Below are 25,957 nucleotides of genomic sequence, written 5' to 3' on the forward strand. Positions count from 1 at the left end.
GATTAGTTGACATAAAGAATGAATATTCATACTTTTCTGTTTAAAGTGTTCATTGTGGAAGGAAAACACAATACTGGAAAAGGGGAGATATTATGAAAAAGAAAAAAGGTAGGGTTAGTAAAGTATTAAAAACGATCGCAAGCTCTGCTGTCTTAGTAGGTTTACTGACAGCTTGTGGTGGAGGGGAAAGTAGTAGTACACCAGCAACAAGTGATGAAGGTGAAGCAGTTGAAGTAGGTTCTGATGAAATTGCGGTCGGAATTCTTCATTCATTAAGTGGAACAATGGCAATGAGTGAAACATCATTAAGAGATGCTGAACTTCTAGCGATTGAAGAGATCAATGCAGCTGGAGGTGTTTTAGGAAAACAGCTTGTTCCAATTATTGAAGATGGTGCTTCTGATTGGCCGACATTCTCGGAACGAGCGACAAAACTATTGCAACAAGATAAAGTTGATGTCGTATTTGGTGGTTGGACTTCTGCAAGTCGTAAAGCAATGCTACCGGTCTTTGAAGAAAATAACGGGTTACTTTTCTACCCTGTTCAATATGAAGGAATGGAAGCTTCGCCCAATATTTTCTATACAGGTGCAGCACCGAACCAGCAAATCGTCCCAGCAGTGGACTGGTTACTTGAAAATAAAGGAACTGAATTTTTCCTTTTAGGTTCTGATTACGTTTTTCCTCGTTTAGCTAACCAAATTATTAAAGCACAGCTCGAAGCTAATAATGGAACAGTGGTTGAGGAGCAATATACACCTTTAGGTCATACGGATTACAACACAATCATCTCTCGTATTCGTGACTCTAAACCAACAGTAATTTTCAACACATTAAATGGAGATAGTAACGTAGCGTTTTTCAAGCAATTAGCTGATGCGGGAATTACACCAAATGATATTACGATCATGTCTGTAAGTGTAGCCGAAGAAGAGATTCGTGGAATTGGTGCTGATGTATTAGAAGGGCATTATGCTAGCTGGAACTATTACCAAACAACAGATACTCCTGAAAATAAAGCGTTTGTAGAAAAGTATAAAGAAAAATTCGGTGCTGACCGTGTGACTGGTGACCCGATTGAAGCTGCGTATTTGGCGGTATACTTATGGGCGGCTGCTGCAGAAAAAGCAGGGTCTACAGATGTAGATGCAGTTAAAGCTGCTGCTGACGGAATTGAATTTAATGGTCCGGGTGGACTCGTTAAAATCGATGGTGAAAACCAACATATTTATAAAACAGTTCGTATCGGTCAAGTACAGGCAGACGGTCAGTTTAAGGAAGTTTGGAATTCTGGAGAACCTATTAAACCAGACCCATTTTTAGAGAACTATGATTGGGCTAGTGGCATTAGTGGATCTGTAAAGTAATTGCGTGCTTTGGCTGATGACGTTTGTTGTCAGCCAATCTACTACTATTAACAAAGGATGTGCGAAATATGGAAGGGGTTATCGTCCAAGCGTTTAACGGAATTAGTCTAGGGTCAATCCTTTTGTTGATTGCCATGGGCTTAGCAATAACATTTGGATTAATGAAAGTTATTAATATGGCTCATGGAGAACTAATCATGATTGGAGCCTATGCCACTTATGTCGTTCAAATGACATTTCAAAAGTATCTACCAGCAGGCTGGTTTGATATGTACTTCTTTCTAGCAATACCGTTTGCTTTTTTGGTGGCAGCATTAATCGGAATGCTATTGGAGTTCCTCGTAATTAGGCATTTATATGGCCGTCCTCTTGATAGTTTGTTAGCTACATTTGGTGTCGGCTTAATTTTACAGCAAGCGGCTCGTTCAATTTTTGGTGCCCCTAATGTTGGGGTTGAATCGCCAGGGTTTTTACGAGGTGGTGTTCAAGTGATGTCCGTAACGCTACCATATACGCGCTTATTCATCATTTCATTAGTGGTTATCAGCATCGCTTTACTCTTTATATATTTGTATAAGACAACAAGTGGTAGACGTATTAGGGCAGTTATGCAAAATCGAAACATGGCCCTTTGTTTAGGGATTTCCTCAAGACGAATCGACTCTACAACATTTGCGATTGGAGCAGGCTTTGCTGGTGTAGCTGGATCAGCATTAACTCTTATTGGTCCAATTGGTCCATCCATCGGAACGTATTATATCATTGATGCGTTTATGGTCGTGGTCGTTGGAGGAGTTGGAATGTTAATAGGAACTGTTATTGGAGCGATGGGCATTGGGATGTTTAACACGGTTCTTGAATATTGGACGAATGCTTCAATGGGGAAAGTATTAGTTTTTGCTCTTATCATTTTATTTCTACAGTGGCGCCCCAATGGAATTTTTTCTATTCGTTCGCGCTCACTTGATTAATAGGAAGGAAAGGAGAGATATAAACAGTGGAAGCATCCATATCAAAAATTTTATATGATCGCAGGTGGTTATTTTTAGCGATCGTTGTCATTCTCGCATTGTGTCCTTTTTTTCTATCAGACTTTCGTTTAAATTTACTTGGTCGTTTTTTAGCATTTGCTATATTAGTTATTGGTTTAGATTTACTTTGGGGATACACAGGTGTTCTAAGTCTAGGGCATGGAATCTTTTTTGGAATTGGTGCTTATATTATGGGAATGTACTTGAAGCTCGAGGCAACAGCTACGGTTCCCGACTTTATGATGTGGAGTGGAATTACAGAGTTACCGTGGTTTTGGATGATCTTTCAAAATCCGTTTGTCGCTATATTAGGGGCAATTCTACTTCCGATGATCATAGCTTCCATTTTAGGTTTTGTAATATTTCGTAATCGTATCAAAGATGTTTATTTCACAATTCTTACCCAAGCTTTAGTGATCGTAACCGTAACTTTGATCGTTAGTTGGCAGCAATATACAGGAGGAACCAATGGATTAACAGGTTTTTCTACCGTATTAGGCTATTCTCTAGCTGCTCCAGTGACACAAAAGGTTATTTATTTTATCAGTATTGCTTGCTTAGTTGCCGTGTTCTTCCTTTGCTACGGACTCGTTAATAGTCGGTTTGGGAAAGTGCTCATTGCGATCCGCGATGGGGAAAACCGACTTCGTTTTTCAGGATATGATACGTCTATTTTTAAAGTATTAGTTTTTACCATATCAGCTGGGATTGCAGGGTTAGCAGGGATGCTGTTTGTTTTACAAGTTGGTATTATTTCGCCGACGATGATTGGTATTGTTCCTTCGATCGAGATGATTTTATGGGTGGCGATTGGGGGTCGTGGAACATTAATTGGACCTGTAATCGGAGCGATCGTTACGAATGTAGCGAAGACGCACTTTAGTGAAGCTTATCCAGACATGTGGTTGTACTTTGTTGGAACTGTCTTTGTAGTTGTCGTGTTATTTTTACCTGGTGGCTTAATGAGTTTATTTAGCAAAATGAAATCAAAATTAAGAAGGGGTGATCGTAATGACACAAGTAAAACAACAAGTGAGCGAAACAATCCTGCAGTGTAAAGATATAACCGTGGCGTTTGGAGGCTTTGTTGCAATTAATAACTTTTCCTTTTCGTTAAAGTATAATGAGCTTCATTTCATAATTGGCCCGAATGGTGCGGGGAAAACAACATTCCTTGATGTGCTATGTGGGAAAACGAAGATGGTAAAAGGAGATATTCGCTTTAAGAACGATGAAAAAATTACGAATTTAAGAGAATACGAAATTGTTCGTAAAGGTATCGGGCGAAAATTCCAAGCGCCATCTATCTTTCCTAACTTAACTGTTTCAGAGAACTTGGAGCTTGCGATGAAGCAAGATAAGAGCTTGTTTGCTATCTTGAGAGCAAAGAAAAAGGAACAGGAAAAGAAAAAAATTTATGGGATGCAAGAGTTGATAGGGTTAACAAAGGAAGAAGATGTTCTAGCAAAAAGTCTATCCCATGGTCAAAAACAATGGCTTGAGATTGGCATGGTCATGATGCAGGAGCCAGATCTTCTTTTATTGGATGAACCGATTGCTGGCATGACAGAGGAAGAAGAACATAAGACGGGTGAATTACTACTAAAGTTAAAAGAAAAGTGTACGGTCGTTGTTGTTGAACATGACATGGATTTTGTTCGTCAATATGCTGAAAAAGTGACCGTCATGCACGGTGGGCAATTATTGTGTGATGGTAAAATGGAACAAGTCCAACGAAATGAACGTGTCATGGAAGTGTATTTAGGTAGAAAAGGTGATGAAAAATATGCTGCAGCTACAACAGGTTGAAATTGCTTATGATGAAAGTACAGTTATCCGTGATGTTTCATTAGAGGTGAGACCAGGTCAAGTCGTCTGTTTAATGGGACGTAATGGAGTTGGGAAAACTACACTAATCAAAGCAATTATGGGCCTTTTGAAACTAAAAGGTGGCTCCATTTCCTATGATGATGAAGATGTAACAAAGAAGGCTCCTAATTATCGAGCAAGAAAAGGTATTGGATATGTACCACAAGGAAGGGAAATTTTTCCGCAGTTAACTGTTCATGAAAATTTACTTTTAGGTCTTGAAGCGAATAATAGCATTAAGAAAATCGATGAAAAAGTATATGACTATTTCCCAGTCATTAAAGAAATGAAGGATCGAAGTGGAGGAGACTTAAGTGGAGGACAACAGCAACAATTAGCGATTGCTCGTGCTTTAGTAGCCAATCCTCGTTGCTTGTTGCTCGACGAACCAACTGAAGGGATTCAGCCAAACATCGTTCAAGATATTCAAGACGTTATTCGTGAACTCAAAGAAACAAGTGAGGACACATCAATCTTACTAGTAGAACAGAGCTTTGATTTTGCCAAAAGTGTAGCTGACTATTTTTATATCGTTGATAAAGGTCGGATCGTATATGAAGGTAGTGAACTAATTGAGGAAGAGGTTAGTAAGTATTTGAGTGTTTAATAATATTGTGATGAAAGAGAAGGTATCTCAAAAAAGTGAGTTGTTGAGATGCCTTCTTTATGGTATTGAACAAGGTCGTTTTGAAGAATATTTCGGAGTGTACGGTGAGGTTACCCCTTGGCTTCTCCTTAAACCCCTCTTTCTTCTCCCTTATATTGCTTTTTCTGGTGACCGTTCGCTCCAGAAGGATGATCAAAATCGTATAAATCGTTTGATTGTGAATTTTACCTTCTGCTACCAAGTAACGAAGGACTTCGGAAACGGCTTTACCTGCTGGGATGATCACAGCATCCTTTATTTCAGTGAATTCAGGTCTTCAAACATTTTGTAGGTATACTAAATTTAGTTTAAACTAGAAATAATCAGAAAAAGAAAGAGGGAGAAAAAGGATGAAGTTTTTTATTTCAGCAGATATTGAAGGGGTCACAGGAGTTGCTACAGGCGTCCAGCTAAAAAAGGAAAGTGAATATCAGCGTTTCAGAAAGCTTATGACTCAAGATGTTAACGCTGCAATTGAAGGGGCTTTTAATGGCGGTGCTACAGAAGTTGTTGTTGCTGACGGACATGGAAATATGTCAAATATTTTTATAGAGGACCTTGATGAGCGTGCAAGTCTAATTTCTGGTAATAATCGTGTGATGTGCCAGCTAGAAGGACTAGACGATACATATGATGGAATTTTGTTTGTTGGCCACCATGGGCGTGAAGGTGGCTCTGAACGTACAGTCATCAATCACTCTTTAGCAGGTATTTGTGTAAATGAATTCCGTATGAATGGCAAGGTTGTTGGTGAAACCGAGCTGAATGCAGCGGTTGCAGGTGATTTTAATGTACCTGCCCTTTTAATTACTGGGGATGATGCTTATGTGGAAGAAGTGAAGGAGACATTACCTCACGTTGAAGCAGCTGTTGTCAAACGAGGTATTGATCGCTTGGCGGCCGAACTGTTTCCGCCTAAAAAAGCCCAGCAAATGATTAAAGAAAAAGCACAATTAGCAGTTGAAAAAGCTAAGAGCATCGAGCCTTATAAAGTGGAGGGACCTATCACCTTTGAGATTGAATTTAAAGGAACAAACCAAGCATTGATGACGACAACCATTCCTTCAGTGGAACTGATCGGTCCAAAAACGATTCGCTTTACAGCACCGGACATGGTAACCGCTTATAAGCACATGTGGGGATGTGTCATTATTGGGATGGCAGCTACTCAAGGTGTTTTAGGACAAGCGAACGCCTAGACTAGTGTTGGTTAGAAAAAAGCATAAAACAAACAAAAATAAAAAGATGAGCACCAAAAAAAAAGTTAAAGCAGAAGGCCGATTAAATTATGGCCTTTTGTTTTTTTATAGCTCAATATCAAGTTTTTATGAGAATGAAGTGTAACTGAGTCCGTAAAGGCATAAAAGCATGGGTTATTACCACAACTGCCTTTAAGCCAACAATAAATAGAAACATGAAAGCGATTTAAAAAGAGACAAAGTTTGTTCACTACTTCACAAACTTTTTAGTGATAAGATAAAGGTATGAAAGACATAAGGAGTTGATCAAATTGATATTATGCCAATGGAAAGACTTTACTACCGACACTGAAACTTACTCACTAGAGATGTTTGAAGATTTTGTTGGCGATGAGTTTGAGGCGATGATGTTTGAAGAGGGGAAGGAAATACCGACTTATATTTGGACCGTAAATTACGTTTGTATCATTAATGAGAACTCCAAGCTTTACAATGATATCTCGATTACAAAAATTCAACGAAATCCAGTTTGTGAGTAATGAGAAATTTAAACATAACAAGCATGTCTAGTCTAAGGCAGTTGGTGAACTAACACCATTCGAACGAAATCCATTGTTAACATTTTTTTTAAAATAACTTGCTCAACATTTCACAAACTTTGTATTCACTTTTAAGGGGGACTTCACGTGGGAGTTTTAGAAAAGGAAGTAAAGCAACAAAATGATGTGACGAGTATGATTGAGAAACTGGTGGAAAACGGCCAGTCTGCATTAGCCCAGTTTATGAGTTTTGACCAAGAAATGATCAATAGCATTGTAAAAGAAATGGCTTTAGCCGGTTTAGACCAACATATGCCGCTAGCAAAAATGGCTGTTGAAGAAACGCAGCGCGGAGTGTATGAGGATAAAATTATTAAAAATATGTTCGCAACAGAGTATGTCTACCATAACATAAAGTACGATAAAACGGTTGGTGTTATTGAAGAGAACGAGCACGAGGGAATTCTGCAAATCGCAGAGCCTGTCGGCGTAGTAGCAGGCGTCACCCCGGTAACGAACCCAACATCTACTACTATGTTTAAAGCACTAATTGCTATAAAAACGAGAAACCCTATTATATTTGCATTCCATCCATCGGCACAGAAATCTAGTAGTGAAGCAGCTCGTGTACTGAGGGATGCAGCTATAAAAGCAGGCGCACCGCAACATTGTATTCAGTGGATTGAAACACCGTCCATTGCAGCAACCCAACAATTGATGAACCATTCTGGAATTGCACTTGTACTAGCTACAGGTGGGGCAGGTATGGTGAAGTCAGCTTATAGTACTGGTAAACCAGCTCTTGGGGTCGGTCCAGGAAATGTTCCATGTTATATTGAAAAAACAGCCAGTGTAAAACGAGCCGTTAACGACTTAATCCTGTCTAAAACCTTTGATAATGGCATGATTTGTGCTTCTGAACAAGCGGCGATTGTCGACAAGGAAATCTATGAAGCAGTGAAAGAAGAAATGAAGACGAATGGTTGCTATTTTCTTAATGAAAACGAACGAAAGAAAGTAGAAAAGCTGGTAATTAACGAAAAGAGTTGCGCAGTTAACCCAGAGATTGTTGGAAAATCACCCTATTATATTGCGAGCCTTGCTGGTGTGGATGTACCTGAAGATACGAAAATACTAATAGCAGAAATTAAAGGTGTCGGCCCAGAATATCCACTGTCTCGAGAAAAGTTAAGTCCAGTTCTAGCCTTTTATCAAGTGAATTCAACAGAGGAAGGCTTAACTCGGGCAGAAGAAATGCTAGCTTTTGGGGGACTTGGTCACTCAGCGGTCATCCATTCTGAAGATGATGCGGTTATTAAAGCGTTTGGAAATCGAATGAAAGCTGGTCGTTTAATTGTTAACTCACCTTCTAGTCAAGGCGCGATCGGAGACATATACAATGCATTTTTACCTTCATTAACTTTAGGTTGCGGTTCCTATGGACGTAATTCGGTTTCTTCCAATGTCAGTGCCGTTCATTTGTTAAATATCAAGAGATTAGCGAGAAGGAATACAAACATGCAATGGTTTAAAGTGCCGCCGAAAGTTTATTTTGAAAAACATTCTACTCAGTATTTATCGAAGATGCCGAAAATCTCAAAAGCGTTCATTGTAACTGATCCAGGCATGGTCAATCTCGGTTATGTTGACAAGGTCTTGTATTACTTAAGAAAACGTAGTGATTATGTCCATTGTGAAATCTTCTCAGATGTTGAACCAGACCCATCGATTGAAACCGTCATGAAAGGTGCAAAAATGATGCACAATTTTCAACCAGATGTAATTATTGCGCTTGGCGGCGGTTCTGCAATGGACGCAGCCAAAGGAATGTGGTTGTTTTATGAGCATCCAGAGACGGACTTTAAAGGTTTAAAACAAAAGTTTCTCGATATTCGTAAACGAATTTTTAAATATCCAAACCTAGGTGGAAAAGCACAGTTTGTTGCCATTCCAACGACTTCAGGAACGGGTTCAGAGGTTACCTCTTTCTCGGTCATTACTGATAAAGAAAACAATGTAAAATATCCGTTAGCTGATTATGAGTTAACTCCTGATGTAGCCATCATTGATCCTCAATTTGTAATGACAGTACCAAAGCAAGTTACTGCAGATACAGGAATGGATGTATTAACTCATGCGATTGAAGCGTATGTTTCCATCATGGCTAATGATTATACAGATGGTTTGGCTATGAAAGCCATACAGCTAGTCTTTGACTACCTTCCAATAGCCTATCGTAATGGAAGCAACGAGCTTGCTCGAGAAAAAATGCATAATGCTTCAACGATCGCAGGGATGGCCTTTGCGAATGCTTTCTTAGGAATTAATCATAGTTTAGCCCATAAACTAGGTGCTGAATTCCATATTCCGCATGGTCGTGCCAATACAATCTTAATGCCGCATGTTATCCGTTATAATGCAACAAAACCGAAGAAGTTTACCGCTTTTCCTAAGTATGAGCACTTCATTGCCAACGAGCGATATGCTCAAATTGCAAGAATGCTCGGATTGCCTGCTAGAACGATAGAAGAGGGAGTTGAAAGCTTAGTTCAAGCGGTTATTGATTTGGCAAAAGAACTAGACATTCCAATGAGTATTGAAGCTTGCGGCGTAACGAAAGAGGATTTCGAGGCGAAAGTAGAAAAATTAGCAGAGCGTGCATTTGAAGATCAATGTACAACTGCGAATCCAAAGCTGCCTCTAGTCAATGAGCTAGCAGAGATTTATCGAAATGCTTTTAAAGGTGTATAGCATAACTCAATAATTTAGGTTGATGATTTAAAACCGGTTAAGGGGATGACTACTTGACCGGTTTTTTTAGTTTTAAATGACAAGCTTCCTCGTATAGACAGAGTATAATAAATTGGAAAAGCAGATAATAATAAGGCTATGTATTCTAGGTTAGATAATGTTGTTGATTTGATTGCAAAATTCAAGGGGATCAAACTTTGGTTAAGGTAATCCCTTAGTGTTTTCTGAATATCTAGTCAATTTTTAAAAAAAATGCAATGGATGGTCTTGTAGATTTTTTAACGGACTCAGAAGCCCTTATCTATCAAAAATCCTCGTTTTTTTGACTTTCGCGGACTGAGAGGCTCTTATTTTAATAAAAACAGGTGAAAATGCCCGACTTTTCATCGAATAGAGGCTTCTGAGTCCGCGAAACTATCCAAATCAACGTTTTGTTCACAGATAAAGGCCTCTGAGTCCGGTTACGGTTACCACTCGTCAAATCCCTGTCTAATGAATTTCAGTTTTTTAATAAAATCGGGATTCACTAAAGTAATGTACATTGCTTTATTTTAACGGGAAGAAAAGTTAGGATAGAAAAAAAGACGAAGGAAGAGAAGGAGATTATCATGACCGAAAGAAATGCAATGCAAGAAGCAGGCTGGAATTTAGACAATAGTTATGCAAGTCTACCGAAACCTTTTTTTTCTACCATTGATTTAAACCCTGTTCGTTCACCTGAACTAGTTATTCTCAATGAATCGTTGGCAGTCTCTTTAGGATTAAAAGCTGAGGAGCTAAAAGGGGATGACGCTGTAGCGGTGTTTGCAGGTAATGCGGTGCCTGAAGGCTCGATACCTCTTGCTCAGGCCTATGCGGGGCATCAGTTTGGTCATTTCACGATGCTTGGAGATGGAAGGGCTCTTTTAATTGGTGAACAGTTGAATCCTAGTGGTGAGCGGTTTGATATTCAGCTTAAGGGCTCGGGGAGAACACCCTATTCACGAGGTGGTGACGGGCGAGCCGCACTTGGACCGATGCTGCGTGAATATATTATCAGCGAAGCAATGCATGCACTTGGAATCCCGACGACTCGCAGTTTAGCGGTGGTAACAACAGGTGAGCACGTTATTCGTGAAACCGATTTACCAGGTGCCATTTTGACTCGCGTGGCTGCCAGTCACCTGCGAGTTGGTACCTTTCAGTATGCCGCTAAATGGGGTGCGGTTGATGATGTAAGAGCGTTAGCTGATTATACGATAGAGAGACATTACCCGGAGGTTAAAACGGAATCAAATCGATACCTTTCGCTTCTTCGCGAAGTGATTAAACGACAGGCGAGTTTAATTACGAAATGGCAAATGGTTGGATTTATACACGGGGTGATGAATACAGACAACATGACGATTTGCGGGGAAACGATTGACTATGGACCATGTGCATTTATGAATACCTATGATCCGGACACCGTATTCAGCTCAATTGACAGACAAGGTCGTTATGCTTATGGAAATCAGCCTTATATTGGAGGTTGGAATTTAGCACGATTTGCAGAAACCCTTTTACCGCTACTACATGATGATCAAGAGGAGGCTGTGAAACTCGCTCAAACAGAAATTTCAGGATTTACCGAGTTGTATACAGCCAACTGGATGGCTGGAATGAGAGCGAAGTTAGGGTTATTTCATGAGAAAGAAGAGGATGAAACCTTGATTGAAGGCCTTCTAAGTATCATGAACGAGTATCGTGCTGATTTTACTAATACATTCCGCGCATTAACGTTCGATCAGCTCGAGGATACAGGCTTGTCAGGCAAAAAAGAATTTGAGCAATGGTATGAACTGTGGCAAGCCCGACTTGGTAAACAGGAAGAATCTAAAGAGGCTTCACACGAATTAATGAAAAATAACAATCCTGCAATCATCCCTCGCAACCATCGCGTGGAGGAAGCGTTAGAAGCAGCCGTGGAACGTGGAGATTACAGTGTGATGGAGAGACTCCTTCAGGCGTTATCTAATCCGTACGCACATTCTTGTGAACAAGCAGAGTACAGCACGCTGCCTGATCCATCAAGCCATCCTTACCGTACATTTTGCGGTACTTAATCTAAAGTGACACAGTATAAGTAATAGGATCTAAAAAAATAAAGCTAGAAATCTCCCTATAAACCAGTCAGTGCTTAGGAGCGAGATTTCTGGCTTGTTTCATTTACTTTAAGTAATATGGATGTGAGAACATTTTAAGTAGTACACAAATAATTTTTACCAGAGTCGATCGTTAGAATTATGATCACGCTTAGAGGAGATAAAAATGAAGCAAAAAACTGCCCTCATAGTAGGAGCTACAGGTTTAATTGGAAATGAATTATTAAAGATTTTACTTAACAAATCCGAATATAAAAAAATAATTGCAATTGTACGCAAACCGCTTGGGTTCAACCATTCCAAATTAGAAGAAAAGGTCATTGATTTTGACCGATTAGATGAGTCGATTATTAATTTTGAAGTCGATGATGTGTTTAGTTGCCTTGGAACGACGATCAAAAAAGCCAAGTCTCAAGAAGTGATGCGTAAGATTGATGTCACCTACCCGTTAACAATTGCAAGGCTAACTAAAAAAATGGGAGCCAAGCAATTTCTGTTTGTGAGTTCCCTTTCTGCAAACGCTCAAGCCTCGAACTTTTACTTAAGAATAAAAGGAGAGCTAGAAGAAGAAGTCAGTAAGATTGATTTTGATTCTGTTACGATTTTCCGTCCATCTCTTTTGATGGGAAAGCGCGGGGAATTTAGAATAGGAGAAAGAACGGCTGAAGTGGTCTATAAAGCACTTTCTGTTTTCTTTATCGGCCCATTGAAAAAGTTTAAAGCAATACAAGGAACAACGGTTGCTAACGCTATGTTTAAAGCAGCACAATTGGATCACAAAGGAGTAACCATCTACCCTTCAGATGAAATTCAAGAATTAGGGAAATCTTAAAGAGTAGAGGAAAGCAAAATTCCCTACGGTCATTTTATCTTCTAGGCTGTAAAAAGTATCCCCAAAATATCTCCAAGTAAAGTGAAAAATCACATCTAACTAGGAATATAAAGCTATAGCTATATTCCTTTTTTTGTGATTTATAGCTCCTTAAACATATTACTTCAACAGGCATGCTTGTTTCTAAAAGCTGTATGGAATAAAGTTTTGTAAGAAGTGCCTGTAAAAAGTTAAAAAGCCATTTAGCCTCCTAAAATAACTAATACTATGCTTAATAATTCTAATTTTTTATATAAACATAGTTTTTAAATGATCGGATAGGTTTAAGAATAGGTATCACAGTGAATAGGACTATACCTTAGTTTTTTAGGAGTGGTAGAAATATGTATCAATTAAGTGATGAATTGCTAGTAAATACATACAAGAAGGCGAAAGATTTAAATTTAGAAAAAGAATTTATAAAAATGTTAGAAAAAGAGATGGATAATCGAAAAATACTAGATTACGTAGGGAACAAGAATTAATCATCACTCAATTATGAGAAAGCTTTTCAAAATTGAGTGATAAGGAGTTAAGTAAAAACATTCGCAAATTATACTGATGGAAGAAAACGAAAAAGATCCTTCAAAATGAAATATATAATATTTCTGAACATTTATAAATGTAAAGGGATCATAGTGGCAACACTATGGCCCCTTTTTTGAGTTGAAACACAAAAACCAAAAGGACGTTCTTTCACCAATCAGCTTTTTGACCAGCTCATTGTCTCGTGGATCATCAAACCGAAAATAATCTATTATACATTACAACTTCATATTATGTTCGCCTCGTTTCTCAAGGTTTTTAGCCGTTTCACTTGATTTAACATCTTTTTGATCCTTAAATGTTCCTAGTAAAAAGTCATAGGCTGGATTCGTAACACCGTACCAGTAATTTTCGTTTTTATAATGATGCCATAGATGAATTTTCTTCATCCACTTCCCCCATGGAGAAACAGGTTGAATGGGGCGGTGAGCGACATAATGTTTCCACTCATAAAATAATAAGAAAAGCATTACACCTGCAATAAAAGCATTGGTAATGGTGAAGCTCCACGTAAAAAGGTAGACAATAACAGCAGTAATAGCAATGGCAGGTAAGCTGTACCATAGGGGTAAAAATAGTAGATGCAAGTCACTTGGTTTTGAATGGTGGTCATAGTGAATACGCTTCATGAATTTAAGCAGATAACGGTTTTTAGGTGGCTTCATATGGAATATAAATCGATGTGTGAGGTATTCGTTTAGCGTATAGCCAACCATTCCTAGAAAAAAAGCCAGTAAGGTTATTATCGAAAAGGAGTAAATCATCCAACCAAAACTAATCAAGAAGAGGCAGTTCATGACTAACACATCGGGAAATAAGAAAAACTCTTTTACGTATTTTCCTTTCATTTAAAATCCTCCTTTAATCGTCTCGATCTTTCCAAAGTGTCAAGCTTCTTTTCATTACCTGTCTAGCAATCTTTTCGGCTTCAATGGCGTCCCCCTTTAGAGCTATCGTTAGCAGCTCGTTGTAATATTGCAATGATAAGTTTCTATGTGATTCTATAGAAAAGTATCTAGTTGCCATCCTTAAGTAGAAGGAATCAAAGCTATTTAGAATAAGAAGGTAAATAGGGTTTGACGATAGGCGGGCAAATTCTTTTTGTAACTTCCAATCAAATGCTGCATAACTGTCGGCATCGTCTTTCAAATCCTCTAAGTGAGCTAGCAAAGCAACGACTTTGGCTTGATTATTTGCGACAGCATCATGAATGTACGTTGGCGTCAAAGAACACCTTAATTCCAGTAAGTACAGAATAAACTCATCTGTTACAGAATGTTGATTTTGGACAATTTTATCAAGCATCGCTAAATTGCCTTGGTCCCAGTAATCGTTTACGATTGAAGGCTGCCCTTTTCGCGCTGTAATCCAGCCATCTCGTTCTAAACGTTGTAACGCCTCTCGGAGGGTAGGGCGCCCTACACTAAATGTTTTAGCAAGCTCTCTTTCGGGAGGGAGTATAGTTCCTGCCTGTAAGTTTCCTGTTAATATTTCATCAATTAATTTTCTCTCTACTTTATCGGATGTACGTTCACTTATTTTCATGTTTGACCGTCCTCCTTTAGTATGAATATGTATCGCCGTATTTAGGTATTACATGTTGTTACCTTTGGTATTACCAATATTATATTTTTTGATTGAATTTTCTGTCAACTTAAAGATTACTGACAGAAATTACCGGTTTAGAAGTTTGTATAACAGGGTAATTATAGTTAATTAAGCTACGGTAAAACTCTAACTGATTAAGAATCTTTCTATGAAGATTTCTTGTTGTATTATCATGCCGTTAATTTAATTTAAATTGAATGGACTATTATTTTTTTCTTTTATATTAGTAATTTAGTACTGTATAATTAGTCCTAATATGAAGTAAAATGTATCCAAAGGAAATCGTCGGGGCTAAATATTTAATTAGCATAGGGACTATAAATTTTAAGCGTAAGAGAATTGAAATTTAAGGTAACTTTAATGAAAAAATAGATTAAAAGATAGGAAGAGAAGCAATGACATATTCGGTTGAAAAAAGTGAACATGTTTTCGAAACTGGACAGTTATATGAAAAAACAAATGAAATAGATAATGTATCATCTAATTTCGAACAAAAAACTGGTAAAAGTTATACTACTTTCGAGAAAGTCGCATGCCGTGATAAACTCCTTCAAGCAATTGCCAATGCTACTCACACTCTAATTACGAACCGGGATCAGAATAAAGCTGTTTTGAGAGCACTTCAGTTTTTAGGTGAAGCTGTTTATGTTGATCGTGTGTATATCTTCGAACACCATAATCATCCTGAAACCGGAAGACCTGCAACCAGCCAACGGTATGAATGGACACAAGGTGATGTAGAGCCGCAAATTGCTAATCCAGACCTTCAAAATGTAGAGTATACAGACATGCAACTTCTCTGGTGGTATGAGAGGTTAATACAGCGAGAAACAGTGAATGGTCTTATTCGGCAGATGCCAGAACCAGGTCGAAAAGTGCTAGAAGAACAAGGAATTATCTCCTTACTCGTACTACCAATCTATATTGGAGACGAATTGTGGGGATTTATCGGATTTGACGATTGTCATAATGAGCGCGAGTGGTCAGCAGATGATGAACTTATATTAACAGCAGTAGCAGCTAGCTTCGGCGGAATGGTTAAACGAATGGATACGGAAAAGAAGCTACAGCAAACGCTTAATGAACTTTCGACATTTAATGAAAAGCTAGAAGGAAAAATCAAACAGGCTGTGTTTGAAAACCAACAAAAAGAAATGATGATACAACAGCAATCTAAACAAGTTGCGATGGGGGACATTATTAATTCCATCGCTCATCAATGGCGTCAACCGCTTAATGGGATTAGTTTAATGGCGTCAAACATTGCTTTAGATGCTGAGCTAGGAAGTAGCCCTGAAGAAATTATTGAGCAAGCCAATCAAATTATTGAAGTTGTGGGGAGTATGTCGCAGACGATAACGGATTTTATGGGTTTTTTTAATAATAATCAAAAATTAACGACATTTTCTATTCAAGAAGTTATGAAATGTATTTTTGATTTAATGCAGTCTCAAATCTATAGCCGAAATATAGTATTGTACGTTGAGGCATTAGAGGATATCCAAGTCACAACCCATCGAAATGATTTACAACAAGTTTTGATTAACATTATGTCCAATGCCATTCATGCTTTTGATGATAGGGTTGATAATCGACACCGTAAAATTCAGGTTTCAGCTACATTAAAGGAAGAAATGGTGTTACAAGTACGTATTCAAGATAATGCAGGGGGAATACCACAAGACTACTTAGATGAAATTTTTAAACCATACTTTACAACTAAACAAAAAGGAAAGGGTACAGGGTTGGGTTTGTCAATTTCAAAAAAAATAGTAGAAGAGCGTCTACAAGGGAAAATCCATGCATCCAATCATGGAGATGGAGCACAGTTTGTTATTGAAATTCCTCTTTTAATTGAAGGAGACCATGACAATGATTAAAGAGCTAAAAAGCCTAAGTTGGGAACTAAATGTCATGTATGTTGAGGATGATGAGCTTATTCGTCAACAAATGATTACATTGTTAAGCAAATTTTTTAACCAAGTTTGGATTGCTGAAAACGGTGAGAAAGGGTTACTTCTATACGAGAAGCATGGTGAAGAGATTGACATTATTTTTTCTGATATATCAATGCCGCGGATGAATGGTCTTGACATGGTTACCCAAATTAAAACGGTTAATCCCCAGCAAAAAATTATTATCATTTCTGCACATAGTGACCAAGAGAATTTATTACAGTCGATCGAACTAGGTATCGATCAGTTTCTAGTGAAACCCGTGTCAGCGCAACAATTTGTTAGTAAAATAACGAAGGTTGTAACTGATTTAAAAGAGGGAAGAGGGTCAAATATCGCTAAAAGTGTATCTCTTGATGACTTAACAGGCTTACCGAATCGGACTCAGCTGTATCGAGATCTAGAAGAAGGTAAAGAAGCGACGTTAATCTTACTTGCCATAAATAATTATCATCAGTTAAGTGATACGTATGGTTATGAAAATACGGATTATTTTATCGCAAAAATAGCTAGCAGAATGAGAGAGTTGAAAACTTCACCAAATTTGATTTCGATTTACCGCTATAACATGGATCAGTTAATGATTGTGTGTCATCGGGTTGTAGACTCAGTAAAACTAAAAATCCAACTTAGTGAGATGTTGCACCAGTTAGAGCAAGAGAATGTATATATTAAAGGATTTAGCTTTCCTCTTAGTGCACAGCTGACAGTAGGAGTCGCTTTTAAACTAGCATTAGGAACATGGGTTGAGACTGTTCAACAAGCAGAGGTAATATTGAACAATGCTAAAACGGAAGGGAAAAAGCTAGTTGTTTATGATCAATCTTTTAAAGTAGTCGACAAAGTGAAAGAAAATATTGTTTGGTCAGAAAAGATTAGCAGAGCGATTGAACAAAGTCGTATTATCTTGTTTTATCAACCGATATTTGATAATCATAGACAAATCACTACCAAGTATGAATGTCTTGTTCGCCTCCAAGAGGAAGATGGAACTGTCCACTCTCCGTATCATTTTCTAGAGATATCTAAAAAAACAACAATGTATCGACAAATCACGTTGCTAGTTATTCAACAAGCCTTAAAGAAAATGGAGGAAACCGGTTTAGAGATCTCCATTAACCTATCAATCGACAACCTTTTAGATGAAGAAATTCGAACAGTATTACTTAAAGAACTTTCAATAAACCAGGATTTAGCCAATCAATTAATAGTAGAGATCCTAGAATCAGATGGTATAGAAAACTATGAGGAAATCAATTTGTTTTTAAAAGAGATTAAAACTTTCGGGGTTCGAATTGCAATCGATGATTTTGGCACAGGCTATTCGAACTTTGCACATCTCATAAAGTTAGATGTAGATTTTGTGAAGATTGATGGATCATTAATCAAGAACATTCATACGGATGTTCATGCCCAAGCGATCGTTAGGTCCATTGTTGATTTTTCGAAAAAACTTTCAATAAAAACGGTAGCTGAATTTGTTGATAATGAAGCAGTCTTTCAAACACTCAATCGTATAGGTGTAGATTATTCACAAGGCTTTTATTTAGGTGAACCAAAGGCACAGCTTAAGGGATAAACGTGATAGGGTACCTTGTTTTCAGACTTGAACACTCTATTATCCTCAATGGATTGTGTTTCAAGAGTTAAGAAGCTGGTTGTGGTCAATGACTACAAGCTACAATTTAGAAGTAAATGGAGGAAGATGCTATGTATGTAAACTCACTAGAAGTTCAGGTTCTTGAGAGTGCGTTGGAGAACCTAACTGTAAATGATGGTGAATATGTACTCATCTTAGCAGCAGAATCAGAATTAGAACACGTGGATGAAATGCTGATGTATTTTCGTGAAAACAATATAGAATGTTTTGGGGGCTTATTTCCTGCTGTTATTTATAACAATGAGAGCTATGACAGGGGCGCTGTTCTAAGTGTAGTTTCCCTCGTTCATCCGCCAGTAATTATTAAAGGGATCGATGAGCCTGAAGTAGGTGTAACAGAGTTGTTTAATAATGTAAGTACAAAAGAAGCACAGACAGCCCTTTTATTTGTAGATGGATTAACACCACATGTTGCAGAATTTCTGAAATCACTATTTAACAAGGTGGGTCGTTCACTATCCTATATCGGTGGTGGTGCAGGTTCACTATCTTTACAGCAAAAACCTTGCCTATTTACAAATGAAGGGATTTACCAAGATGCGGCACTCATTGCTCTGCGTAAAGAAAAAACACAACTTGGGGTAGCGCATGGTTGGCAAGCCATCCAAGGTCCTTATGTTGCTACAAAAACAGAGAGGAATAGAATTATTGAACTTAATTGGGAAGCTGCTTTTCCTGTGTATCAACAAGTCATAGAGCAGGAAACAGAAAGGCAGATAACACGAGAAAACTTTTTTGACATTGCGAAGGCTTATCCGTTTGGACTAATGAAGGACGCGACAGAAGACGTTGTACGTGACCCGATCAAAGTAAATGACGAAGGGGATCTTGTTTGTGTCGGTGAAATACCAGAAAATACTGTTCTTGAGATTTTAAAAGGCGATCCAAAGAATTTGATAGAAGCTGCAAAGCAAGCAAGTGTTCAAGCGATCTCCTCCATTGAAAACGTGAAGCATTCACCATTAGTCATTGATTGTATTTCAAGGGTGTTGTTCCTCGGTGAAGATTTCAAGCAAGAGCTAGGAACTATTCATGAAACATTAAGTTTGAAACAATCTAATCAGCTACCAGTTATTGGTGCTTTAACTATGGGAGAAATCTCATCATATGGTGATGGGTATCTTGAATTTTTTAATAAGACGACGGTTGTAGGTGTTTTCCATGAATAAATCGAACCATCTATCAACCATTCTCCAGGATATTTCACTTTTATACGAGCTTTCTTTAAACATTGGTAATTCACTAGAATTTAAAAAAGAGTGCAGTTCATTTCTAAAGGTACTTATGTCACGTAAAAATTTAAGTTATGCTTCAATTTGGTTACGTGAAGAAAATAGGGGTCCTCACAAGTTAGCTTATGCCTACCCAGAATATTTTATTGGTCAATCTGTGACAGATGATTTTGCTCATTTAAACCAGCAGGTGATAACTGTAAGTGTACAAGAGGCCAAAAAGAATGGGTGGCTGCATGAATATGATATCCATGAAGGAACTATTGTCCTTTTTCCTTTAAAAGATTTAGGTTTTTTAAAGCTTCATTCTTATTCAAATACTGTTTTTACAACAAAAGAGCTTAAGCAACTAGAGAAAGTGATGTTGAAGTTTTCCATTGCACTTAAGGGTTGTTTATCATTTGAAAAACAAAAAATTGAGGCGATGGAGCGGCGTTTAGCTGAAGAGCGGTACCGATTAGTGGTAAATAGTGTGCGGGAGATAATATTTCAGATAGACCTTGAAGGAGTTTGGACTTTTTTAAATGCTTCATGGAAAAAGATCACTGGGTTTCCGGTTGCGCAAACAATCGGACAAAACTTTCTCTCATATATATATGAAGACGATGTGCTTAAAGCTCAACAACTTTTTGCTCCACTTAAAGAGGGCATAGAAACTGAATGTAAAACGGAGGTTCGTTATTGTCACGCCGATGGAGGGTATCGCTGGGTTGAGGCATATGTTACTGTTGCACATAATTCCGTAGGAGAATGGATTGGATTCACCGGTACTATTCATGATATTACGGATCGAAAGGTGTACGAGCAACAATTAACTACGGCAAAAGAGGAAGCTGAAAATGCGAATAGATTAAAAAGCCAATTTCTCGCCAATATGAGCCATGAAATTCGTACGCCGTTGAATGGAATTATTGGGTTTACCGAATTTTTGCAATCAACTGATCTGAATGAGGAACAACTTGAATATGTAAATATCGTAAGAGAATCTTCTAATTCCTTACTAATACTTATCAATGACATCTTAGATTTTTCAAAAATAGAAGCTGGTAAGTTTGACTTGCTAGAAACTCGCTTTCACCTTCCAACCTTCATATTAAATGTCACTCAAACTTTCACTGCTGAAGCTGCTAAGAAAGGAATCGAACTTATCCTTGATATGGATGAAGGTGTTCCAGAATATATTCAATCTGATGAAAAGCGTCTACGGCAAGTACTCAATAACTTGGTCGGAAATGCGTTAAAGTTTACCGAGGAGGGCAGCGTCGTTATCCATGTGGTTCGTTCAACTGAAATCAATGGGAAAGCTGAACTGCTCTTTGTCGTTGAAGATACAGGCATTGGTATTGAGGCTGATAAGCAAGAGGAAATTTTCAAACCTTTTATTCAAGTCGATGGATCAAGTACCCGAAAATACGGTGGAACAGGGCTTGGACTAACCATTTCTCGTAAACTGGTTGAGGAAATGGGTGGCGAAATCTCATTTACTAGTAATGTAGGAAAAGGCTCTTCATTTTGGTTTTATATTGACGCAGAGGTTGACTCATCACCGAACCAGAGTGAATTGCCGTCTAACACTTTTATTTATCAGCCGCTTCGTTCGACAGGTGTAAAAAAAGAATTGCTAAAAGATGTGAATGCAGTTGAGCAAGACCAAAATAAGAAGCGAGCGCGTTTTAATGAAGAAGCGAATTTACGTCAAGACCAAAAAAGAATACTCGTTGCTGAAGACAATGAAGTTAATTTAAACCTTGTAAAGAAAATCCTTGAGAAATATGGCTACGCAGTAACTGTCGTCCGAAATGGGGAAGACGCAGTTCAAATGATGAGGACTCAAACATTTGACCTCGTATTAATGGATGTACAAATGCCAGTGCTTGATGGATTACGGGCGACTGCTCAAATCCGGACATGGGAAAAAGAAAGTCAATCGTATACACCAATTATTGCTCTTACAGCCCACGCCTTACAAGGTGATCGGGAGCGTTGCGTTTCTGCTGGAATGGACAGTTACGTGTCAAAGCCGCTCAATATTAAAAAGTTAATTGAAGAGATAAAGCGACTCACAGTAACTTGTTGAGAGGAAGAGTAAGAGCTAAAAGTGTATTCCTTTACGTATGAGTCGAATAAAAAAAGCATAGAATTATAGCAATTATAGCGTATGGAAATTTAATTTTTCCTTACGCTTTTTTTAGTTTCAAAGCCTTTTACTAAACCTTTATTTCCTGCAAAAAACAATGGGAATTGAAGTTCGAATATTCTTTACTTTTTTCTCATAACATTTTAGACTATGAAAGGTATGTAAAATTTACCAATATAAAATGAATGGGGGAGAAGACGATGATTAAACTCGTCAATGTTATTCAAAAAACTAAAAATTGTGAGGTTCGACATACAAAAACATAGTGTAGGAGGAAGTTATGAAAACTTCAGCTCAAGTGAAAATAGTAGAATATCATGAAGGTCTTGCTAAGGGAGTAGCCAAGATGTGGAATGAAAGCCGCGATGACTGGGGTGGCGACGCCGCTGTTATGTCAGAGCAAGATGTCATAGAAAAGGAAGCGAACTCTGCCAATCTCCATTTGTTTCTAGCGATGGTTAAGGATGAAGTAGTTGGTTACTGTGGCTTATCCGAATATAAAGAAGATGACTGGTCTCTCTATATTCCCTTACTTAATGTCCACCCAGCCTATCAAGGACTAAAAATCGGAAAGCAACTCGTATTAAGAGCAATAGAGAAAACGGTTGAATTGAACTGGCCGAGATTAGACCTATTTACGTGGGCTGGAAATACAAAGGCCGTACCGCTTTATAAAAAATGTGGCTTCTTTTGGGAAGAAAGGGATGATGTTACACATTTAATGAACTTTATACCTATGGTACTTCAATTGGAATGGCTTCGTCCGTTCTTTGAAAAATACAATTGGTACACAACGAGTCAACGCATCATTGAGGTAAAGCCAGATGGTATAAAAGAAAACGGCCATACTTATTATGAGTATAAATGGGAAGGTGGTAAAGAGTTTATAAGAATTCAAGTGGAACGAACAGGGCGTGGGTTTCGCCTCATAGAAACGGAAGATTTATTAATAGAAATGAAGCTGCCAGCTTTTAAATTGCTTGAAAAAGAAGAGCACCTTGTGACGTACCGTATCGTAAATAAAACGAATCAACCATTGGTAGGCTCTATTTCAGGAAAACCAACAACAATTGTAAATCATAGCTTCGAAGAAACGTTGGATATCAAAGAGGAATGGGTTGGGGAAATACCCTTGAAGCTAACGATGCCTCAAAGTGAACCGAGTCCTTGGAAAACGCATCCTGTCGTTGAAGCCAACCTCAAGATGAATGGAGCCGAATTCCCACTAAAAATGGGCGTGTTTCCAAAAAGAGCAGGAAAGCTGCATTTGCGTTCGGTGAAGAAAACTTGGATCCCTCAGCAAAAAGGAAACGTATATCTAGACCTTGAAAGTCAGCTAGAGGAAGAAACAACATGGACGATCCAACTTCCTGAGAATGAGGTAGTGAAATGGGAACTTTCAGGAGTAGAGACAACACTTCAAGGAAAAGAACGAGTCTCTATTCCATTGCCTTGCGAGCTTCTAAAAAATGAATTATTAACAAAAGAAATTGAAGTGCATGTTAAACGTTCGAGCGGCCAATCGTTCACTTTTACAACAAGAATGTCACTTGCCTTTCCTGGGTCTGGGGCAAAGTTTGGCGGGGAGAGTGAAGAATATTGGTATATTTACAACGGTCCCTTCTTTGTGAAGGTAGAAAAGAGAAATCAGATTGCGAAAATAGGCTCTATTCGTTCGAAGCAAGCACCACTTACACTACTTACACCCAAAATCGGAAAACCTTATAGTGAAGAGTTCTCGAAAAAGGAAGCAACTTCTGTAGAATTTATTAAATGTAATGAAGCGTCAGTACTAAAAACGACCCATCATTCCGAGGCCTTTCCTCAGCTTACACTAACTACTTTTTTAAAATTATACGGAGATGGATTAGTAGAATTAAGCCATGAACTCCATAACGCAGGAGAGGAAAGCAAGGAATCGATATCGCTTCTACAGCCTTTTATTCCAAAGTTCGAGAATATGGCGATTCCTCAAGAAAAGGGTGTAATGATTGGTAATGAAGCGACCATCCCATTTACCCCGTATATTTCGGATAAGGATATTTCAGAACCTTGGTTATTCACCTCGGCTTCAAATGGGGAAACGAAAACCATTGCTTGGCCAAAGGATGCGATTGGGAGAAAAGATGACTGGCGCTTTGCGGTTGAATATAAGCTTGGTACGATTGGGGCGAATGAGAAAGCTCACTTCGGTCCGGTCCAAGTTGGGATTAATACGGTAACAACCTGGTCAGATTGGCGCGAGTTGGTCGTCGGGGAAGAGACTCATAGTTTAAAGGAATTGCCTCTATATGCGTTAGAGGCAGAAGGCGGGAGCATGATTTCTTCTGTCGGTGAAAAAGTAAATTACTCTTTCCGTTCGATACTGACTCCTTATGTACATGGAAGTTTAATGTTACAACATAATGGAAAGTTATATATGAAGGAAACGAAACCTGAGGATGCTGTTCATCATATTGGAATGCAACTAGAGCACCATCAGCCAGGTATACAGTACATTACTGGAGACTTTCGTTCGTCTAGTCACCGTGCCCAAGTGAAAGCTTTGCAATTGGTGAAAGGAAAACGAGAAGTGAGAACTTTCGAGAAAAACGGGATATGGACGGTTCAAAATGGTGTAATTGAATATAAAGCTTCTTCGACGTATTTTCCAGGTATCTACTCTTTAACTTATAAAGGAGAGGAAGCATTACACCATCAATATCCAGAAGCCGGGCCGAAAGCGTGGTGGAACCCCTGGGGCGGCGGATTACGGTACACGTTTCAAAATGTAAGCGCCTATTCGATGCTAAAGGAGAAGACCGCGGTAGAATTTGTAACCAAAGATGACGAGTATGGGCATCAGTGGACAGGGCTTTGTCTTTCTACTGCATTTTTAGAGCATGAAACGATGAAAGGAGTTGTCCTTCGTCAATTTGCTTTAACATTACCAGACATTCCGGTTATCGCTTTATTTGCAGAAATTGAGCAAAGTTCGGGAAGAACGTTTACAAATGAAGTGTTGGACTTAGAGGCTTTCGTTAAACCAGCTGAAAAACTGACTTCTTGTTATGCCAATCTACCGACTGAAGGCAGCATCCATACGTATTACGCTGGGGTAGAAGAGTTTATTTTAAAAGATACACCTTTTGTTACGGTTGGGTCTGATGAGCGAGAAGATGATCTAATCATAGTCCATCCAAGGGAGAGAAAAATGGCAGAACTATACATGAATCAAGAAGTGTTGTTAGTAGCTTCTGAAACCGATTGGTCTGCTACGTCAGGGGAGATTGTCAGAATTCAACCGACGATCCTGTTATTTGGTGATGGTAAACAAACGCACTATAGACAATTACAAAGACTTTCGTTTAATTAGGGGTTATGTTGATGAAAATTATTGACGCACATATTCACTTTTCGGATATAGGTAGCTTTAAAGAAACCGCAAAGAATCTTTCCCTCGTTGATTACTCAAGTAAAGGTCTTCAACAGGAAATGAAAAATGGAAATATTGAATTAGCGATTGGCATGGGTGTTACGGAAACACCGCAAATGGGGTTTCCAGATCACCATGCTGTTTCACCAATGGGGCTCGACTTAGAGGAAGGTCTACCGTCCAAAGTAGCCATATGTCCAGGCATTAATCCATACCACCTCAATCAATCTGGCTTAGATGCTTTAGAAAACGAGTTAAAGAAAACTGAAGTTGTAGGCATTAAAATATACTTAGGCTATTACCCGTACTATGCTTATGACGCCGTTTATCAGCCAGTGTATGACTTGGCAGCGGCTTACCGAGTTCCTGTCGTTTTCCATACGGGGGACACCTATTCTGAACGAGGGTTGTTAAAGTACTCTCACCCATTGACACTTGATGAAGTCGCAGTTATGCGGCGTGATGTCAATTTTATGATGGCTCATTTAGGAGACCCTTGGGTTTTAACTGGTGCTGAAGTAGTCTATAAAAATCGCAACATGTTTGCAGACCTGTCAGGCTGGGTCGTTGGAACAAAAGAAGAGCTAGACGCAAAATCAAAAGGGAACTTCCTTGATCACATTCGGCATGCCATCACTTTTTGTGATCATTATGAAAAGTTACTTTTCGGCTCAGACTGGCCGTTAGCTCCAATCAAAGACTACGCCAATTTTATTGGTGACTTAATTCCATCGAAGCATGTTGAAGAAGTGTTTTATCAAAATGCCATTCGATTATTTCCTAAAATAGAAAAGATGATGTAGGTCGCGCAAATAAGGCAGCTAACTTATTGCGGAACCGTGTTTTTATCACAAATACCAACCTTGGAATTCCTAAAGTCTTGTCGTCGTTTTTTAGCAGAATAATAGAGGTGCAAATCATCATGTGATATGTACCTCTATTTTGTTTGTTACTAAATAATCCCCCTTGCTTACAAAAAATTGTAAAAACAAGCAGGGATTTTAAGAG

20 protein-coding genes are annotated in these 25,957 nt (G+C 38.5%); 18 read left to right on the top strand and 2 right to left on the bottom strand.

What is annotated here, in order from left to right:
* Positions 1 to 92: 92 nt before the first annotated feature.
* From urtA to sda, 12 genes are all read left to right on the top strand, one after another.
* Complete coding sequence (urtA, locus tag AC2VNP_RS07980) at positions 93 to 1,367, top strand: urea ABC transporter substrate-binding protein (RefSeq protein WP_486916817.1); 1,275 nt, start codon at positions 93 to 95, stop codon at positions 1,365 to 1,367.
* A 68-nt stretch (positions 1,368 to 1,435) separates the two neighbouring features.
* Positions 1,436 to 2,338 carry an urea ABC transporter permease subunit UrtB gene (gene urtB, locus AC2VNP_RS07985; protein ID WP_486916818.1) on the top strand — a complete coding sequence of 301 codons (903 nt, stop codon included), beginning with the start codon at positions 1,436 to 1,438 and terminating at the stop codon, positions 2,336 to 2,338.
* 26 nt (positions 2,339 to 2,364) lie between these two features.
* Positions 2,365 to 3,456 carry an urea ABC transporter permease subunit UrtC gene (gene urtC, locus AC2VNP_RS07990; RefSeq protein ID WP_486916819.1) on the top strand — a complete coding sequence of 364 codons (1,092 nt, stop codon included), beginning with the start codon at positions 2,365 to 2,367 and terminating at the stop codon, positions 3,454 to 3,456.
* Positions 3,410 to 4,207, top strand: a complete 798-nt coding sequence (gene urtD, locus AC2VNP_RS07995; protein WP_486916820.1) for an urea ABC transporter ATP-binding protein UrtD — start codon at positions 3,410 to 3,412, stop codon at positions 4,205 to 4,207. The genes urtC and urtD overlap by 47 nt, the downstream gene beginning before the upstream one ends.
* Positions 4,185 to 4,874 carry an urea ABC transporter ATP-binding subunit UrtE gene (gene urtE, locus AC2VNP_RS08000; protein WP_486916821.1) on the top strand — a complete coding sequence of 230 codons (690 nt, stop codon included), beginning with the start codon at positions 4,185 to 4,187 and terminating at the stop codon, positions 4,872 to 4,874. Before urtD ends, urtE begins: the two co-directional genes overlap by 23 nt.
* A gap of 7 nt (positions 4,875 to 4,881) precedes the next feature.
* Positions 4,882 to 5,205: a hypothetical protein gene (locus AC2VNP_RS08005; RefSeq protein WP_486916822.1), complete on the top strand. Its 324-nt coding sequence runs from the start codon at positions 4,882 to 4,884 to the stop codon at positions 5,203 to 5,205.
* A 58-nt stretch (positions 5,206 to 5,263) separates the two neighbouring features.
* Complete coding sequence (locus AC2VNP_RS08010; protein ID WP_486916823.1) at positions 5,264 to 6,112, top strand: M55 family metallopeptidase; 849 nt, start codon at positions 5,264 to 5,266, stop codon at positions 6,110 to 6,112.
* A 311-nt stretch (positions 6,113 to 6,423) separates the two neighbouring features.
* Positions 6,424 to 6,651 carry a hypothetical protein gene (locus AC2VNP_RS08015; protein ID WP_486916920.1) on the top strand — a complete coding sequence of 76 codons (228 nt, stop codon included), beginning with the start codon at positions 6,424 to 6,426 and terminating at the stop codon, positions 6,649 to 6,651.
* 147 nt (positions 6,652 to 6,798) lie between these two features.
* A complete protein-coding gene (adhE, locus tag AC2VNP_RS08020) occupies positions 6,799 to 9,402 on the top strand; it encodes a bifunctional acetaldehyde-CoA/alcohol dehydrogenase (RefSeq protein ID WP_486916824.1) in 2,604 nt (867 codons plus the stop codon).
* A gap of 608 nt (positions 9,403 to 10,010) precedes the next feature.
* A complete protein-coding gene (locus AC2VNP_RS08025; RefSeq protein WP_486916825.1) occupies positions 10,011 to 11,486 on the top strand; it encodes a protein adenylyltransferase SelO in 1,476 nt (491 codons plus the stop codon).
* Positions 11,487 to 11,691: 205 nt separating this feature from the next.
* Positions 11,692 to 12,357 (top strand): NAD-dependent epimerase/dehydratase family protein, encoded by a 666-nt coding sequence (locus AC2VNP_RS08030; RefSeq protein WP_486916826.1) that lies wholly within the window; start codon positions 11,692 to 11,694, stop codon positions 12,355 to 12,357.
* A 383-nt stretch (positions 12,358 to 12,740) separates the two neighbouring features.
* Positions 12,741 to 12,881, top strand: coding sequence for a sporulation histidine kinase inhibitor Sda (gene sda, locus AC2VNP_RS08035; RefSeq protein WP_486916827.1), 141 nt, complete (start codon positions 12,741 to 12,743; stop codon positions 12,879 to 12,881).
* A gap of 279 nt (positions 12,882 to 13,160) precedes the next feature.
* Here the strand turns inward: sda and AC2VNP_RS08040 are convergent, their stop codons facing one another.
* A complete protein-coding gene (locus AC2VNP_RS08040; protein ID WP_486916828.1) occupies positions 13,161 to 13,790 on the bottom strand; it encodes a sterol desaturase family protein in 630 nt (209 codons plus the stop codon).
* A gap of 13 nt (positions 13,791 to 13,803) precedes the next feature.
* Positions 13,804 to 14,487, bottom strand: a complete 684-nt coding sequence (locus AC2VNP_RS08045) for a GntR family transcriptional regulator (RefSeq protein WP_486916829.1) — start codon at positions 14,485 to 14,487, stop codon at positions 13,804 to 13,806.
* A gap of 458 nt (positions 14,488 to 14,945) precedes the next feature.
* On the opposite strand from AC2VNP_RS08045, the gene AC2VNP_RS08050 reads away from it, so the two are divergent.
* The 6 genes from AC2VNP_RS08050 (at position 14,946) to AC2VNP_RS08075 (ending at position 25,752) form a co-directional block, all read left to right on the top strand.
* The gene (locus tag AC2VNP_RS08050) at positions 14,946 to 16,430 is read left to right on the top strand and encodes a sensor histidine kinase (RefSeq protein WP_486916830.1); all 1,485 of its coding nucleotides are present in this window, start codon (positions 14,946 to 14,948) and stop codon (positions 16,428 to 16,430) included.
* Positions 16,423 to 18,084, top strand: coding sequence for an EAL domain-containing protein (locus AC2VNP_RS08055; protein ID WP_486916831.1), 1,662 nt, complete (start codon positions 16,423 to 16,425; stop codon positions 18,082 to 18,084). Before AC2VNP_RS08050 ends, AC2VNP_RS08055 begins: the two co-directional genes overlap by 8 nt.
* Before the next feature lie 131 nt (positions 18,085 to 18,215).
* Positions 18,216 to 19,334 carry an FIST signal transduction protein gene (locus tag AC2VNP_RS08060; protein WP_486916832.1) on the top strand — a complete coding sequence of 373 codons (1,119 nt, stop codon included), beginning with the start codon at positions 18,216 to 18,218 and terminating at the stop codon, positions 19,332 to 19,334.
* A complete protein-coding gene (locus tag AC2VNP_RS08065; protein ID WP_486916833.1) occupies positions 19,327 to 21,474 on the top strand; it encodes a PAS domain-containing hybrid sensor histidine kinase/response regulator in 2,148 nt (715 codons plus the stop codon). Before AC2VNP_RS08060 ends, AC2VNP_RS08065 begins: the two co-directional genes overlap by 8 nt.
* Positions 21,475 to 21,814: 340 nt before the next feature.
* The gene (locus AC2VNP_RS08070; RefSeq protein ID WP_486916834.1) at positions 21,815 to 24,889 is read left to right on the top strand and encodes a GNAT family N-acetyltransferase; all 3,075 of its coding nucleotides are present in this window, start codon (positions 21,815 to 21,817) and stop codon (positions 24,887 to 24,889) included.
* An 11-nt stretch (positions 24,890 to 24,900) separates the two neighbouring features.
* The gene (locus AC2VNP_RS08075; RefSeq protein ID WP_486916835.1) at positions 24,901 to 25,752 is read left to right on the top strand and encodes an amidohydrolase family protein; all 852 of its coding nucleotides are present in this window, start codon (positions 24,901 to 24,903) and stop codon (positions 25,750 to 25,752) included.
* Positions 25,753 to 25,957 lie beyond the last annotated feature (205 nt).

It is taken from the genome of Alkalihalobacterium sp. TH-98 (assembly GCF_057473385.1).